The sequence below is a fragment of the Fredinandcohnia quinoae genome (genome assembly GCF_022427965.1).
In the GTDB taxonomy this organism is placed as follows: domain Bacteria; phylum Bacillota; class Bacilli; order Bacillales; family Bacillaceae_L; genus Ferdinandcohnia; species Ferdinandcohnia quinoae.
Map to the genome: position 1 here is coordinate 50604 of NZ_JAKTTI010000003.1, position 16491 is coordinate 67094.

Annotated in this window: 19 protein-coding genes; 8 read left to right on the top strand and 11 right to left on the bottom strand. The window is 36.9% G+C overall.

The window, feature by feature from the left end:
* Positions 1-5: 5 nt before the first annotated feature.
* A complete protein-coding gene (locus tag MJG50_RS03515; protein WP_240252755.1) occupies positions 6-1655 on the bottom strand; it encodes a methyl-accepting chemotaxis protein in 1650 nt (549 codons plus the stop codon).
* 21 nt (positions 1656-1676) lie between these two features.
* Positions 1677-2657 (bottom strand): BMP family lipoprotein, encoded by a 981-nt coding sequence (locus MJG50_RS03520; protein ID WP_240252757.1) that lies wholly within the window; start codon positions 2655-2657, stop codon positions 1677-1679.
* Between the two features lie 300 nt (positions 2658-2957).
* Between MJG50_RS03520 and MJG50_RS03525 the strand changes: the two genes are divergently transcribed.
* Positions 2958-4220 (top strand): ammonium transporter, encoded by a 1263-nt coding sequence (locus tag MJG50_RS03525; protein ID WP_240252759.1) that lies wholly within the window; start codon positions 2958-2960, stop codon positions 4218-4220.
* A 53-nt stretch (positions 4221-4273) separates the two neighbouring features.
* Here MJG50_RS03525 and MJG50_RS03530 read toward each other — a convergent pair whose 3' ends face one another.
* Entirely contained in the window at positions 4274-4981 is a 708-nt protein-coding gene (locus MJG50_RS03530; protein WP_240252761.1) for a DNA alkylation repair protein, read from the bottom strand.
* A 176-nt stretch (positions 4982-5157) separates the two neighbouring features.
* Here MJG50_RS03530 and MJG50_RS03535 point away from each other — a divergent pair, with 176 nt between their 5' ends.
* Genes MJG50_RS03535 through MJG50_RS03550 form a run of 4 tightly spaced genes read left to right on the top strand, consistent with a single transcriptional unit; the run spans position 5158 to position 8456 of the window.
* On the top strand, positions 5158-6075 hold the full coding sequence (locus MJG50_RS03535; RefSeq protein WP_240252764.1) for an ABC transporter ATP-binding protein: 918 nt from the start codon (positions 5158-5160) through the stop codon (positions 6073-6075).
* A complete protein-coding gene (locus MJG50_RS03540; RefSeq protein WP_240252768.1) occupies positions 6068-6847 on the top strand; it encodes a DUF2705 family protein in 780 nt (259 codons plus the stop codon). Before MJG50_RS03535 ends, MJG50_RS03540 begins: the two co-directional genes overlap by 8 nt.
* Positions 6848-6861: 14 nt before the next feature.
* Complete coding sequence (locus MJG50_RS03545; RefSeq protein WP_240252769.1) at positions 6862-7533, top strand: response regulator transcription factor; 672 nt, start codon at positions 6862-6864, stop codon at positions 7531-7533.
* A gap of 14 nt (positions 7534-7547) precedes the next feature.
* Complete coding sequence (locus MJG50_RS03550) at positions 7548-8456, top strand: sensor histidine kinase (RefSeq protein WP_240252770.1); 909 nt, start codon at positions 7548-7550, stop codon at positions 8454-8456.
* Between the two features lie 28 nt (positions 8457-8484).
* Here the strand turns inward: MJG50_RS03550 and MJG50_RS03555 are convergent, their stop codons facing one another.
* Complete coding sequence (locus MJG50_RS03555; protein WP_240252774.1) at positions 8485-9042, bottom strand: TetR/AcrR family transcriptional regulator; 558 nt, start codon at positions 9040-9042, stop codon at positions 8485-8487.
* A gap of 156 nt (positions 9043-9198) precedes the next feature.
* On the opposite strand from MJG50_RS03555, the gene MJG50_RS03560 reads away from it, so the two are divergent.
* Complete coding sequence (locus tag MJG50_RS03560) at positions 9199-9960, top strand: SDR family oxidoreductase (protein WP_240252775.1); 762 nt, start codon at positions 9199-9201, stop codon at positions 9958-9960.
* Positions 9961-10043: 83 nt separating this feature from the next.
* Here MJG50_RS03560 and MJG50_RS03565 read toward each other — a convergent pair whose 3' ends face one another.
* From MJG50_RS03565 to MJG50_RS03580, 4 genes are all read right to left on the bottom strand, one after another.
* Entirely contained in the window at positions 10044-10535 is a 492-nt protein-coding gene (locus tag MJG50_RS03565) for a CBO0543 family protein (protein ID WP_240252777.1), read from the bottom strand.
* Complete coding sequence (locus MJG50_RS03570) at positions 10532-11029, bottom strand: CBO0543 family protein (RefSeq protein ID WP_240252779.1); 498 nt, start codon at positions 11027-11029, stop codon at positions 10532-10534. Before MJG50_RS03570 ends, MJG50_RS03565 begins: the two co-directional genes overlap by 4 nt.
* Positions 11030-11849: 820 nt before the next feature.
* Entirely contained in the window at positions 11850-12689 is an 840-nt protein-coding gene (locus MJG50_RS03575; protein WP_240252781.1) for a Sir2 family NAD-dependent protein deacetylase, read from the bottom strand.
* Positions 12679-13566 (bottom strand): SIR2 family NAD-dependent protein deacylase, encoded by an 888-nt coding sequence (locus MJG50_RS03580; protein ID WP_240252783.1) that lies wholly within the window; start codon positions 13564-13566, stop codon positions 12679-12681. Before MJG50_RS03580 ends, MJG50_RS03575 begins: the two co-directional genes overlap by 11 nt.
* Positions 13567-13752: 186 nt before the next feature.
* Between MJG50_RS03580 and MJG50_RS03585 the strand changes: the two genes are divergently transcribed.
* On the top strand, positions 13753-14088 hold the full coding sequence (locus tag MJG50_RS03585; RefSeq protein ID WP_240252785.1) for a winged helix-turn-helix transcriptional regulator: 336 nt from the start codon (positions 13753-13755) through the stop codon (positions 14086-14088).
* 96 nt (positions 14089-14184) lie between these two features.
* Here MJG50_RS03585 and MJG50_RS03590 read toward each other — a convergent pair whose 3' ends face one another.
* Both MJG50_RS03590 and MJG50_RS03595 read right to left on the bottom strand, forming a co-directional pair.
* Positions 14185-14520: a thioredoxin family protein gene (locus MJG50_RS03590; RefSeq protein ID WP_240252787.1), complete on the bottom strand. Its 336-nt coding sequence runs from the start codon at positions 14518-14520 to the stop codon at positions 14185-14187.
* A 137-nt stretch (positions 14521-14657) separates the two neighbouring features.
* Positions 14658-15101: an Lrp/AsnC family transcriptional regulator gene (locus tag MJG50_RS03595; RefSeq protein WP_240252788.1), complete on the bottom strand. Its 444-nt coding sequence runs from the start codon at positions 15099-15101 to the stop codon at positions 14658-14660.
* A gap of 120 nt (positions 15102-15221) precedes the next feature.
* Between MJG50_RS03595 and MJG50_RS03600 the strand changes: the two genes are divergently transcribed.
* Positions 15222-15770 (top strand): cysteine hydrolase family protein, encoded by a 549-nt coding sequence (locus tag MJG50_RS03600; protein WP_240252789.1) that lies wholly within the window; start codon positions 15222-15224, stop codon positions 15768-15770.
* A 70-nt stretch (positions 15771-15840) separates the two neighbouring features.
* Here MJG50_RS03600 and MJG50_RS03605 read toward each other — a convergent pair whose 3' ends face one another.
* Positions 15841-16473, bottom strand: coding sequence for a nitrite reductase (locus MJG50_RS03605; protein WP_275695491.1), 633 nt, complete (start codon positions 16471-16473; stop codon positions 15841-15843).
* Positions 16474-16491 lie beyond the last annotated feature (18 nt).

Genomic DNA, 16491 nt, shown 5'->3' on the forward strand with positions numbered 1-16491 from the left:
CTAGTTTAAGAAGTTTTGAATTTTCGTATTTGCTCATGTAATTCTTCAGCAATATTCGTTAAGGAATGGGCTGAAGCATTTATTTCTTCCATTGAAGCTAACTGCTCTTCAGAAGCAGAGGCTACTTCGCCCGCACTATTACTCGTCTGCGATGCAACATTTGCCATCTCATTAACTGATGCTGCAACTTGTTGTGAACCTGCACTTATTTGCTGTGATGTAGCACTAATTTCCGTGACTTCATTTACCACTTCCATCATCCCACTTACAATTTGTTCAAATTTCCGGGCGGTTTCATTCGTAATATTGATACCCTCTACAACCTTGTTTTTCACTTTATCCATAGATTGGACAGATATAATTGTTTCATCTTGCACTTCTTTGATGATGATATTAATTTGGCTTGCAGATTTAGAAGTTTGTTCTGCTAATTTCCGAACTTCATCTGCAACAACTGCAAAGCCTTTTCCACTTTCACCAGCACGAGCAGCTTCAATCGCTGCATTTAGTGCAAGTAGATTTGTCTGATCCGCAATCTCAGTAATCATTTTCACAATGTCCGTTATTTGCTTCGATTTCAGATTAAGCTCTGTTATTGATTTATCAGTTGAGTCAACGGATACTCGTATCGAATCCATTTGTTCAACCGTTTCAGCAACATATCTTTGACCTTCTAATGCATGGGTTTGAGTATTTTGCGTGATTTCAGTGACATGTCCAGCTGCTTCTGCAATTCGAGAAATACCAATTGTTGTTTCTTCGATAGCTCTTGCACTTTCCTGTACCATTTTACTTTGATGATCAGCTCCACTGGACACTTGTTGTATTGAGCTTGCGATAACTTCTGTTCCTTTACTTGCTTCATCTGCACTGGCACTTAGTTCTTCTGCCGAAGCAGCAACTTGCTCAGAATTTTTCCCGACGGTTTGTAATAACTCCTTTAAATTGCCAACCATCTGAGAAAAAGCAGTACTTAACATATGTATTTCATCCTTTGATTTTACATCGACCGTTTTAATCGTTAAGTCGCCATTTGCTACTGTTTGAGCATCCTTTGCAATTCTTCTTACCGCATTTGCAATTGCACTTGTTTGGAGATATACGAGTATTCCTGCAATGATTAACAAAATGCTAACAGCTATAAGTGCAAACCATTTAGTAAAAGTAATCTTGTCTTTAAGTTCGACTTCACTCTGTGCATATTGCTCATTCGCTTGCTTATTCAATAAATAAATATCATTTGTGATGCCTCTTGATCTGATTGATTCCCTTTTCGCTTCAGCCTGATCTTTACTTGTGACAGCTTTTTCAGCCTTAGCTTTTAAAGCTTGAAATTTCAACTTAATTTTGGTTACTTGATTCTTCTGATTTTTATTATTAACTTTCTCTAATGAGTGAAGAACTTCTTCTGCTTGTTTTATATTGGCTGAAACGACCTCTGCATTAGAGTCAGATGTACTAAACGAAAAATTAGCCAATGAAGATTCTATTGATAGCATTGAACCATTTAATTTCTCTACATTAGTCAATACTTTTACGATTGAAGAACTATTCGATTGAATCTGGTTCATTTGAACAATGATTGATACGATAATCCCACCAGCAACTACTAGAGGTGCTAAAGCAACAAGTAATAATTTTTGTTTTATTTTCATGTTGTATTTCCTTCCCCGCTGTTATTGTTCTTTTATAGACTTAATCCCCTGTGAAACATTTTGTTTAAGATCATTAAATTGATCAAGCTCTGTTTGATTAAGTTCTAACACTCTGATTGGTGCAACATCTACTCCGCTCTCAGCGATCCCTAATAACAGATTTTTTTCAGTGATTTCCCCTGTTTCGACAAGTTGCTCAGCAACCTCAAACATCGCTACATCAATTTTCTTCAGCATTGAAGATACAATTGTATCTTCTGCTAAGAAGTATTGGTCACTATCAACACCAAACGCATATACACCTTTTGCTTGTGCTGCTTGTATCGCACCAACACCAGCAAATCCTGCTGCTGGATATACAAAATCAGCACCTTTGTCAATCATACCAGCTGCTAGTGCATAACCCTTGTTGTCATCATCAAAATTTCCTACAAATTCAACTAACACCTGTGCATCAGGGTTAACCTCTTTTACCCCTTGCTCAAACCCCGCACGGAATTTATTAATTAATGGTACATCCACACCACCAATAAACCCAACAACATTTGACTTGGTTTTTAATCCAGCAATTACTCCTAATAAAAAAGAACCTTCATGTTCCTTAAAAGTTACATTATAGACATTGGGTAATTCCGATATATCATCAATTAATAGAAACTTTTGATCTGAATATTTAGCAGCAACATTCTCTACTGCTTCCTTCATTATAAATCCTAAACCTATTACTAAGTCATTTCCGTCCTCAACCAATTCAGTTAACCCGTCTTCATAGTTTTTCGTATCTGATATTTCCCGATAATCAAAAATAATCCCTAGCTCATCTCTTGCTTTCTCTAATCCAGCAAATGCTGAATCAGAAAAGGATTGATCCCCTAATCCTACATCAGATAACATGATTCCAATTTTCACATTCTGTTTGTTCTGTTCAGAATTATTAGTTGATTGGGAACAACCAGCTAATAATAAAATCGAAGATATTAATATAACAATCAATCTTTTCATGAAGCATTTCCTCCTAGTGTGAACCCCTTATGTTTTTATGCCTTTTCTATTATCGGACAATCACCTTCATGTATCAACTAAAAAAAGGAATATTAACAAATAAAACAATCCCTTCCTGAGCACAGTTCATAAATAATTCATATCAAAATTAGATTGATTTCATAAAATATTGATATTGTTCAGATTATTCACAATGACATACAATAATTTCTAAGATGAAAAAGTTAAAAAATACCTTTTCATTTAAAAATGTGAATGGGATCTGAGAAATCTCAAAAATAGAAAAGGAGGAATTATTTTATGAACGATTTATATTTGTTGAACAGTGTTTGGATCGTGTTAGGTGCTATACTGGTGATTTTTATGCAAGGCGGTTTTATTTTACTCGAAGCTGGTTCAACACGGATGAAAAATGCGGGACATATTGCTGGAAAAGTAATTTTCACTTTCAGTATGGCATCCATTGTATTTTGGGCGGTTGGGTATGGTTTTATTTTTGGAGAACAAGCAAACCTTTTCGTTGGATTATCCGATTTCTTTTATTCCGGTTATGAAATCGAAGGTTCTAATTATGCTACGACAGCCTTCTTTCTTTTCCAACTTGCATTTGCAGGTATTTCCTTAACGATTGCTTTTGGAGGATTCGCCGAACGAGCTAAGCTTTCCGTATATATCATTTTTTCGATTCTGTTCTCAGTTGCAATTTATCCTGTCATCGCACACTGGATTTGGGGAGGTGGCTGGTTGGCGGAACACGGGAAACAAGACTTCGCTGGTTCAACCGTCGTTCATCTTACCGGTGCGATGGCCGCATTGGCTGCCACGCTATTATTAAAACCACGAATTGGAAAATATAATCGAGATGGCTCATCCAATAATTTAGCAGGCCATAATCAAGTATATACTGCCTTAGGTGTTTTAATTTTATGGATTGGTTGGTTCGGTTTTAACGCTGGGAGTACTCTCGGTGTTGATGATGGTTTCTTTGGATATGTAGCTTTAAATACGAATTTAGCAGCTGCAGCAGGTGCTATCAGTGCTTTATTTATTTCATGGATTGTTCTCGGAAAAGCAGATGTTCCAACAATGTTAAATGGTGCTCTCGCAGGACTCGTTGCAATTACAGCTTCCTGTGCCTTTGTCGAAACATGGGCGTCTGTTGTTATTGGTTTGATCGCTGGAATCCTTGTGTTCTACAGTGTAAGATTCTTTGATCGTTTAAAAATCGATGATCCCATTTATGCTCTGTCCGTTCATGGAGCTGCAGGGATATGGGGGACGTTATCAACAGGATTTTTTGCTACCCCAGAATTAGCCACCGTAGGGCAAGCAGGCATATTTTATGGCGGAGGCTTTACACAGCTTGGCGTGCAAGCACTAGGAATTATTACATCTGGCTTGTATGCATTCGCAGTAGTCTTTGTATTATTACTTGTGATGAAATTCGCGATGGGTGGGTTACGCGTAACGGAAGATGAAGAAATAGCCGGTTTAGATATTAGTGAACATGGCAGCTACGGTTATCCGGAAGTATTTGTATCGAAGGATTCAGAAACAGCGTAATTTTTCAAAAGTCCAGGACTACCAAATGGTTATCCTGGATTCGTTTTTCTACACTAACACCTTACATATTTACGTTTGAAACCAAGCTTTCCTCGATCGACTTCCTTTTGAATATTTTCGGAAGCATGAAGAATGCTGCTCTTTTTCCCCTCCCGCTTCATTTCGATCGGTCCTACAGAATTAGCAGTTTCAACTGCCTTCTCATGAAGTGGTACATACGAAATCGCAACTGTGTACATAAAGTTATTCATAGCAGATTTAGTCCGTTCAGGGGAATCCTGAATCGTCTCATTTACTTGTACGAGCATATTTGCAAGCTTATCAGGGTTAAACTCTGTGTCTTTTCGATTTCCTAAAAGCCAACAGTAACAGCTCCAGCCTGCTGACATTCTGAGCTCGTCCCCACTTGCAATCCATTTATCGGCAACAGCATGAGCTATGTCGGTTTCTGCTAATGTAACTGCAACGACATAATCTGATAGCATATAAAAATACGCCCCATCAATCCAACGTTCAAAATCTTCCTCAGTCATCGCCTTCGGATCCGCAATGACACCAGCAAAATACATCGCATCGTAGTTTCCAGTAGCATACAGTTGTTCTGCCAATGGCTGATTTTTCTTGATTATTTTTGACATCGGCTTCATAGCTCCTGTAGCCACTCCAAAAAGCGGTTCATGTGCACCATTGTTGATGTACATCTTTTTCATTCGTTCCTTCCCGAGCGCTTCCAACTCCTGCATAACCATTTCGAATTCCATACTTTAATCCCCCAACTTTTAAGTCTTCTTGTGGAATTATTATATAATATCCTCTTATATAAACAAACTAATAGGGGTTGTTATTAATTCTTTATACTTTCTTTATACTTTTCTAGTTAATTTATTTATAACTGCCGCTTATTCTATGATTATCAACATTGAAAGGATGACGATTCATGACGGAAACGATTCTTAAGGCAACGAATGTTTCAAAAATATATGGTAAACACAAAGCTCTCGATAAAGTAACAATCGAAATTAAACGTGGTATGATTTACGGTTTAATTGGTGAGAATGGCGCAGGGAAATCGACATTCATGCGCACCATTATGGGGTTAATCACTATCGATGAAGGAACCATTGAACTGTTTGGAGAAACTGGTACGAAGGGATTGCAGCATGCTAGAAGAATGATGGGACAATCCATTGAAACACCCGCACTTTATCCTGATTTAACGGCACGAGAAAATCTGAAAGTACAAGCGGCCAACGGGGGTGTGAGCGAACGGGAAATTGATGATTTACTTCGTCTAATGAACATTGAGAATACAGGTAAGAAGAAAGCCAAAAACTTTTCTTTAGGAATGCGACAACGTTTAGCAATTGCCTCAACACTTATTACAAACCCTGAATTTTTAATCCTAGATGAGCCCACAAATGGTCTTGATCCATCAGGTATTGTTGAAATGCGTGAAATCATTAATCGTTTGGTTACTGAGCGGGGTATCACTGTCTTACTTTCAAGTCACTTACTTGATGAGCTTTCTCAGATTGCAACACATTATGGTATTTTGCATGATGGAAAACTCATCAGCGAGCTCTCAAAGGAGGAGTTGGCTCGTGAAACTCGCAGGTACATTGAATTAGAAACAAGTGAAGTTCAAAAAGCAGTCGTTGTGCTAGATGACTTAGGGATATCGGATTATGAAGTGATCAATGGAACTGAGATTAATATCTTTGAACACCTGGATGACGCTGCCACAATCAACCGTTCGTTAGTCTTAGCTAATGTGAATGTTTCTCGTATTGGTACAACTAGACAGAAACTCGAGGATTATTTTTTACAATTAACAGGGGGAAGAACTCATGCTTAATCTCTTAACTGCTGAAAGAATCAAATTATTTCGAAGCAAAAAACTATGGATTGTCTTAAGTCTTTTAATCTTGCTTCCGATCTATCAAGCCCTGAATAGTAAAATGAGCGTGCATTATGGAAACGAACTTGTCCAAGCAATTGATACAGTCATTAATGGAGCAACAGGTATTCTTATGATGGAAAAAAACGGATTAACCATTTTACTCATCATAAGTGCTTTTATCAGCTTTCTTATCGGTGAAGAATTTCAAAATGGAACAATTCGAAATGCATTGTCACTTGGTCGTAGCCGTACCCATTATTATCTATCAAAATTTGTGGTTGCCGCACTGCTTACCTTATTTGGGGTAATCATAATGACTGTGCTTGGAATGTTAAGCTTTTCAATCGTGTTTGGTTATGGTGAAGTTGCTGAAATTAACAATTATTTTAGCTATGCACTAAAATCCTTCGGCACCCTTTATTTATTAATTTTGGCAAACGTCTCAATCTATGTGATGGTTAGCTTTCTGACAAAAAGGAGCAGCGTCTCACTTATTTGGAGTTTTATTTATACAATTGGGACTGGTTTTGTTCCTGGAATTTTCCAACAAACTGAACATTTTAAGCAGGTCACATACTGGTTTACGGAATCCTTCATGTTCTATTCAGATTTTGCAAATCCAACAGATATCGCAAAGTATCCTGAGATGATCTTGGTAAGTCTTATCACAATTGTGTTATCATCAACGATAGGAATCCTTCTATTTAAACGAACTGATATCAAATAAGTAGGTCGATAAAGATGGCAACCATATTGATCATTGAAGACGATATTGCAATTCATTCATTAATCAAAGAAGCATTAAATTTACATGGTTATAGCACACAAAGTGCATATTCGGGTACTGAAGGAAAATTGTTGTTCGAATATGGCCATGTCGATTTAGTTCTTCTAGATTTAATGCTTCCCGGGATGAATGGGGAAGAATTTCTCCAAGACATTCGGCATAACTCAACAATTCCAGTGATTGTGATTTCAGCAAAAAATGACCAACACTCAAAATTGGAGCTTTTGACAAATGGAGCAGATGATTACATCACAAAACCTTTTGATGTGAAGGAGCTACTTGCGCGAATTCACATTCAATTACGCCATGCAACACTAGCTTCAGTCAGTAGTCGAAAAGACATTCAATATAAAAATATTGACGTAAACTTAGACACACGTGAAGTGAAGGTAAACAATCAAACTCTACATTTTACTGGACGCGAATACGCCATACTTCTACTTTTTCTAGAGAATCCACAAAAGGTATTCAGTCGCGCCAATATTTATGAAAGTGTTTGGAATGAACCCTATTTTGATAGCGATAAAACAATTAACATGCATATCAGTAATTTACGAAATAAACTCAACCGTGAAGACACAAACTACATTAAAACGATATGGGGCATAGGCTTTAAATTCGATTAAGGAGCGTGAATGTGATGTGGGGATGGATATTTGTATTCATAGCATTGGCGCTTCTTTTTTATATTATTTTCTTAAAGAGAGAACTACGGAAATTGAAGCATGGGGTCAAAGGCATTCCTGCTCGTGCCAGTTATGGTAGTAGACTATATCTCGATTTTCGTGAAAAGACACTAATGAATTTAGTTGATGAATTGAATCGAATGATCGATGCGTTCGAAGAAAAACAGCAGCAAGCAAAGCAAATGGAAGAGAATGTGAAGCTATCAATTGCTGGGCTCTCTCATGATTTACGGACTCCCCTTACGTCCATTAATGGCTATGTTCAACTTTTACATGCGACCACGGATGAAGCGAAGAAGGCACACTATCTGAAGATTATCGAACACTCGGTTATACGTCTGATTGAAATGACCGATGAATTTTATGACTTAGCCCGCATTGAAACAAACCAAAAAGAAATCACATTATCTTCAACTTCTCTCTCCAACCTAGTTGAGGACATCTTTTTATCGTTTTATGAACAATTTGAGGAAAAGAAAATTGAACTGCAATTTCAAGAACAAGTATATGATCCGCAAATTATAGCCGACAAATTGATGCTGACACGTGTCATTCAAAATATCGCTCAAAATATACTTCGCTATGCTAATAGTAAAGCAGTTATTGCCTATGAAAATGCAGAAAACCATCTGATTTTTACCGTTAAAAATGACATCAAACAAGAAAGTAAGGTTGCCATCGAAAAGGTATTTTTGCGTTTCTATACAGAAGTCACCAGTAGAACAAATACTGAATCAAGTGGGTTAGGCCTTTATCTTTCTAAAAAGCTAGTTGAAAAGATGAATGGGAAAATGGATGCAGACCTGAATGATAACTGGTTTATCCTAAAAATTCATTTTCCGACTAATGGAAATCAAACATAATAGAAATTTAACGACCTTTCCTTCTATTTTATAAGGATACAATTGCAATTAGCTGCTGATTGAGCTCTTGGATCGGTGTCTTGAATTCCTGCCGGTGCCATTCGATTAAGATTCCTAGAATCGCATTCGTCTGATAGCTAATCAGATAGTCTATCTTTATACCATGTTCTACTTCCAGCACACTTTCCTTGATTGATTCTTTTATAAATGAACGCAATGTATCAAAAAGTAAATAGTAATACATCATTGGAATTCGTTGATCAAAGATAATTTGATAGAAATCTTGATATTTCTCTACATGATAAAAGATTTTAATCATGTCAGCTTCAATATTCTCAATCGTAAAGTTCGTCTTATAATAGGGTTCCTCATAGGACCGTCTAAAATCTTCAACAATGACCTCAAAGTAATGTTTGAAAACACCATGAACATCGGTATAGTGCAAATAAAATGTGCCACGATTAATGTTTGCTAAACGACATAGCTCAGCAATTGTGATCGACTCTAATGGTTTCGATTTTAATAAGGTTAATAGAGCATGGCGTAAACTTTCCTGTGTTTTAATAACCCGAAGATCCTTTTTCAAAATAATTTCACCCCATTATTGAACAATTTTCGAATTATGTGTTGATTACTCAACATTTTTTGCCTTTTCTGTTGTTTGTATTTCTATTTCCTTTCTATTATAATTTTTATTGCACAGGTGTTCAATATCTATATTGATTATTTGGAGGGGTTTAGGATGAAATTAAAAGATAAAGTTGCTGTTGTAACAGGTGCTGCTTCAGGAATGGGGAAAGCAATCGCTGAATTGTATGCTAAGGAAGGTGCAAAAGTCATCGTTGCAGACCTTAACCTAGAAGGCGCAGAAGCAGTAGTGAAAGAAATCACTCAAAACAATGGTGTTGCAAAAGCAGTTCAAGTTAACGTTGCGAAACAAGAAGACATTGACAACATGATTGATACTGCAGTTAACGAATATGGAACATTAGATATTCTTGTGAATAATGCAGGTATTATGGATGGATTCGAACCTGTTGGCGATATTCTTGATGAACGCTGGGATTTAATCTTTGATGTGAATACGAAAAGTGTTATGAGAGCGATTCGTAAGGCATTACCAATTTTCTTAGAAAAAGAAAATGGTGTTATCATTAATACTGCTTCAACTGGTGGATTAAATGGTGCACATGCTGGAGCAGCATATGGCGCATCTAAGCATGCAGTTATCGGCCTTACAAAAAATACAGGTTATATGTATGCACCAAAAGGCATCCGTTGTAATGCGATCGCACCTGGTGGTGTTGCAACAAATATTGCATCCTCTATGAAAGGTTTCAATCAATTAGGGATGGAACGTACGAAAGCTGTACAAGCCGTAATGCCAAGAATAGGACAACCAGAAGAAATTGCTCAAGTAGCGCTATTCCTAGCATCTGATGATTCAAGCTTTGTTAACGGTACGGTATTCACAGCTGACGGTGGATGGACCGCGGCATTTTAAGATATAATGAAAAATAAAAGGCTCTTAAAAGATTTTTCTTTTTGGAGCCTTTTTTATCCTCATTTTTCTCATAACCAACAGAGTTATAAAAAGTTCCTACTCGAGCTGCTATTCTCACCACTATGAAAAAACCACACACAAAATATACGCACTAAAAAGAATGAAAGAAAGATGGTAATCCAACTAATATACCATTCCCAATGTATGTAATCGATGAGGGCAGTGTATTTTTCGATCAGTACTTCACCCGCAGTCAGCACAGAGGTATACCCGACATAATATCCCAATTGAACGAGTACACTTCTATCACTGGGATACCATACATTAAAAAGGGCACATACAGCTGGAAAAGCATAATACTCATATGTGAAGCTCGTCCGATTAATCGCACTAAATAAACGGACAGGATATTCAATCATGTCAAACTCAACGACTAATAATCCAAAAAGAAAAGTAATAACCTGTTTGAACAAAAAAGCTACTGCAGCAAGTCGAATTTGTTTTACCGCTGTAAAGATAAGAATTCCTGTAGCCATTGCATTCACGATGATGAGAATCCACCATTCAATTCTCATTTACCCAACCGCCAATCTATTAAAAATGAGGCTTTTTCATTATAGAATAAGCTGCAACAAACTCTACTTATATAAAAGAGGAACCCCAAATACAACCACATCCAATACCAGGTTAAGTATCCATATTCTAATAAATCTGTATATCTCTCAATGCATACATCAAACAATGTAATAACAGAAACCCAGGCAAAAAAGTACAAAATTTCATACCACTGACTACTCATTACTTTCTTATTGACGTAATAAATCGAAAACAATACAGGATAAAAAAAGTAATCAATTGTAAGGGGGAGATCTGTTGCTTTAGGAAGCTCCCGCACAGGAGCCGTTAGCCAATCTAATTGAAAAGCAGGCATATCGAAAAGCCAAATCCATGCTTGAAATACCAATATTGCCATTAATCCCCTACGCCACTTTTTTCGGGGAACAAACAGAAGAAAGGATGCAAAACCAATAACCCACATTCCAATTAGTATCAAGTGCTCAATCAGCATGTTTCAGTAATGCCCCCCACCAATAAGATAATGACTCTTATATTATAAGCAAAAAAAGGATTTTCTATTTTTATGAGTCTTATTCCATATATCCTAGCAGATTGGTAAATTGTGTATTTTCTTGGACTCATTCAGCTCAGGGAATCCAATGAAAGCTTTTCCTTTGTATAAATTTATACAAATAGTGAAATCTAAAGAAAAAGTGGAAAGGAGTGCTAAAAGATATGCTTGTATCCGTGGTTCGGATAGGCTTCATATTATCCTGGCTAACTGTTTTTTTCATTCCTAAACAAACAGTGAAAAGATACCTCCCCTCCTCTATAATGGCTGCATTATTAGTGATGACCACTGTATTTATTGGGTCACATTACAATGCTTGGGAAGTGAAAAGCGGCGGGACAAAAACGAGGATTTACAACATATTAAGTGTCATTTTAGGGCCTTTCTCAGTAGGAACCCTATGGATTTTGCGTCTTACCTATGGGAAGTTTTGGCTATATGTATTGATCAATTTCATTCAAAATCTAATTTATGCTAATCCTATCTTAAATTATTTGGATAAAATACGTTTCATAAAATACGTTTCATTCACACGAATTCATCATATGATTGCCTCCATGTCTTACGCCTTGATCGTCTATGGATTTCAATCGTTTCTTGAAAAACCTGTTTCAGATTATTCGGATTGACTAGAAAAAGGAAATGTCCAGAAAGTCAGTAAAAGCTGACTTTTTGGATATCCTTTTTTGTATTAATCTAGCATTTCTTGGTTGAACCCTTGTCACATATACAGTCCTTTTCAGTCTTTGTTAAGCCTTCTTCATGCCTGAACCAATTGCTGTAACACCTCCGCTGTATCGCCATCAATTCCAATAGATTTAGAAGCAATTACTTCTGGAATATATAGCTCCCCTTTATTAAGCGTGATGTAGGTCGCATTTTCTTCATGGCTAGTTAACTTCATAAATGGTGCTTTTATCAATTGGTTTCTTACACCCACACCTAGTTCAAGCAGAACTAACTTTTTACCATGCGCTTTTTCGATAAAATCCTGATAAGCTTGATAGTTTGTTAGCCAAGCTTCACCTCTTAGAAAGTTCTGATCGACTTCGACATGAACCTGCATTGGCCCGCCACATTCTGGACATTTAGGAATCAGATCCGTAGAGACTTTTCCATTCTCTTGGTTTTTGGCCATTTCACTCAATATTTTATCACCTGGATAAATTTGATTATGACAACCATACGTACATTGCAGATTCCGACAATTTCCTTCAATTTCAAATAGACGTTCCTTTGGAAATCCTGCCTGTGAGAAATGGTCATCAATATTAGAAGTGACTACAAAATAGTTTTTCTCTTTCACTAGTTCAAAAAGATTCTTCATAACTGGACTTGCTTCCTCATCATATAAAAAGTAGTCGTACATCCGGCTGAAAAACGCCCACTTTTCTTCTTGAGATGGAAATGGATAAAAGCACCCTTGGATGATGCTTCGAAAACCATACTTTGCACGGAAATCTCCAAATTTCTCTAGAAAGGCTGTGTTCTCTGCAAAAATATGAATACCTTCCGAAATAGAAAGGCCGTTACTTGCCCCGATTACAATACTATCAGCCTCTTGTATTTTTGTTATAGCCTTATAATATTTATCTTCCATATGATTCACCACCCTTAAGCGATTGTGATTTCGTGGCTAGAACATCTCTTAGTACTTGTGCGATATCCTCATGAATGGCAAGTCCTTTATTTTTTAATTGCTCTGGCAGCAATGCGTCGTTTGGATTAATAGTAATATAGTATGCATCCGGCCAGCTGTAAGTCATGTTCCAAAAGGGTTCTTGGATGAACATTGGCGTCATTCGTCCGACGCCCAACTCTAAAAAGAGGACTTTTTTATTATGATTTTCCAGAAGAAATTCACGATATTTACGGTGTTCATCTTTAAATTTAGACCCTTCTAGAAATACAAAGGAACGCACCCATAATTCCATATGACCGCCACACTGTGAGCACTTGGGAACCATGCTGGATGGAATCCATGTCCCTTCGATGTGGGTACACAGTTCCTTTGCCTGTTCCGCGTATGGATAAACACCATCATGGCAGGGGTTTCCACATTGTAAATATGTCCAGTTCCCCTGAATGGCACTAACCTTTTCTTCCGGGAATTCTTGTGAAAATTGGGTATCTTGATTTGTCGTAAGAATATAATAGTTTTTGCCACGTAGGATTTGATTTAAATCCTTATAAGGCTGGCCAATAGGGACTTGCGTTACAAAGTTAATCAAAGTAGCAAGATATGCCCACCGTTCTTCTTCTGTTCGGAATTTATAGTAAAAGCCCCCAAAGATGCTATCAATTCCATATTCTTCAGCGAAAACACCAAAGTACTTTCGGAAGTTTTCATCGTCCAGATACCAGTTATATCCTGCAGCAGCAGACATGCCAGAGGCTCCACCAACTACAACCGCGTCAGCTTCTTCAATTTTTTGTAGCAATGTATCTATATTGTCTTGATATTGTTGTGTTAACATATTTTTCCTCCTATCAATCTATCTAAAATCACCCACGCATACTCCCTCATATTCATAGTAGAATCGTGAGTTTTCTGTTTTAGAAACACAGCTTTACTTGCTTCTGAATGTATTATATAGTTGATATACATTAACGAACAAGTATGCACTTTTTCGACGCATACTATCTTGGAGGATAGCGTAATTATGGTAAAATCAAAAGATACTGATTCAGATAGCCAAGAGCCCTTTTTTGGCTACACACTCTCTATTATTAGCGGCAAATGGAAGCTGCTAGTTATATACCATTTATCGAAAAACGGTACAGTTAGATATAATGAACTTCAGCGTATGTTAGGGAAAATAACGTATAAGACACTTAGTACTACATTAAAGGAAATGCATAGTGATGGCTTAATTCATCGTCAGGAATATCCACAAATTCCCCCAAAGGTCGAATATAGCCTTACTGAAAAAGGGCAAACTCTCTGGCCTATTATCCAAGAAATGTGCCAATGGGGGGAGCATAATCAAGAAAAGTAAAGAAGCAAAAAGGGCATAATACCTCAGTTTTTGAGGAATTATACCCTTTTTTTGTTGATTACGGCCATAAGAATGTACCCACTTACGAGAATAGCCTTAACTCAAATACCCTTCATAAATCTTCTGTAATCTCTGTTCGAATTGACTCATATGGACAATACGTGCTTCCCGTAAGTATTCTTTTCCGTCTATAAATAGAAGCAGCGCCGGGACTGAAAAAACAATGAACCGTTCTGCGATCTCTTCCACTACTGAAGAATTGATATGTGCGAGCTGGATTTCCGGAAACTTTTCCATTAGTTTCTCGACCTGCGGTAAAAGGGCATGACAAACACTACAGTCTGTATGCGATATATAAATAAAAGATAATGGATTGCTGGAAATGAAACTGTCCACAGCATCAATCGTGTGGAGTTCTTCGAAAGTTCTCATCCTGCACCACCTTTCTGTTCATTATATTTTAAACACTCATTAATAATTAAGATTTCTTCCTACTCGCATGGGACCATTATATATGTGAATTACATTCCCATTCAAGCTGAACATTAGACGTATATCTCTTCACGATTTTATCTTGTCGCAGCTAACGGATTCTGTTGTTTAATCTCCTTTATCGATACATGCATCGTATAATTTCCATATTCAAGTAGTTCATTAAGAAAAGAATTTAACTGCTCTTGCGATTTAACTTTTATTTTTATATGGTAACAGCCTTCTCCTGATACCCGGTGGACTTCTAGTACATCGTGGCGATCTTGAACAAAACGGATAAACGATTCATGGTTTGCAGTTTTCATATAAATAATAACAAACGCTGTGTAAGTTAGTCCTACTTTCATTTCATCTACTATTACAGAGTAGGCTTTAATGACACCACTATCCTCTAGTTTTTTGATACGATTTCCTACTGCCTGTCCTGTCATATGGATTTGCTCACCGAGGTCTTTCCATTGAATACGTGCATTTTCGGATAATAACTGAAGGATTTGAAAATCAATGTTATCTAGTTCCATCATAAATTCCTTTCACCATGAAATGATTTAATACATAAGTGTTTCATCAAAGTATCGATAGAAATAACAATATTATTTATCATTATATTGTAACAAAAATTTATGAATGAGGTGGATAAAATGAGTACAGCTTTAATCATTGTAGATATACAGAACGACTATTTTCCAAATGGTAAGATGGAGTTAAGCAATCCTGAGAAGGCAGCCGCTAATGCTGCAAAAGTTCTTGATTGGTTTAGACAAAATAACAAAGATCATATTTTTCATGTTCAGCATATCGCAGGCAGTCCAGAGTTAGGCTTCTTTCTTCCAAATACGGAGGGAGCTGAAATTCATGAAACTGTTCAACCATTAGAAAACGAAAGCATCATCGTGAAAAATTTCCCTAACAGCTTTTTGAAGACTGATTTAGAAAGCAAGTTAAGAGAAAAAGGTGTAACCAAGGTAGTTGTTGTTGGGATGATGACACATATGTGTATTGATGCAACAACCAGGGCTGCAGTTGATTTAGGTTTCGATACTACATTAATCGCTGATGCATGTGCAACTAGAGATATGGCTTATCAAGGTAATGTCGTTCCAGCTGAACAGGTGCAAAATGCGTTTGTCAGCGCACTTGAAAGTATGTACTGCGATGTAAAATCAACTGAAGATTTCCTAAAACAATAAGCTAACTATTAATTCTATATTAAAGGGAGTTTGTTTAAAAACAAGCTCCCTTTTTATTGCATTTGCTTATTTATGCTATTGATTCTTTTATATTTTCTAATCCATAACGATTAATAAATTTAAAAAAGGGTTCTCTTTTCTTGCCCTGCTCAGCATAAATCGTAATGATTTTTTCAACAGCATCATAAAGTTGTTCTGGTGTTAGCTGTTCCATCAAGAGAGTACCTGTTTTGGCATCCTTTCCTTTAGCTTTTCCACCAATATATAGGTCATATCCGTCTCTAACCTTCATTACACCGATATCATTCACTAATGGTTCACCACATCCAACCGGACATCCTGTATAAGCAGGGCGAAGTGTGAATGGTACTTCTTTTCTAGCTATTCGTTTATTAAGTTCAATGGCTACAGGCATTCCTTCTTCTTCCTCACCTTTACAAAAATTGCAGGTTCGTAAGCTTTTTACATAATTCCCGACTGGGTAACATGACAATCCGACTTCCTTGAATTTTTCTTTAACGAGTTCAACCTTCGTTTCTAATACTTCAATGTAAAGCTGCTGGAAGGTTGTTAATTCTAGTTCATCACCATCATTCATGTATTCGGCAATGACAGTCAATTGTTTTGCATTTAATTTTGCACCAAATGAGATTCCACCGTTCACGGCCAATTTGACCTTCTTCTCTTTGTGATCCACTGACATTCTCACATCCTACCAATC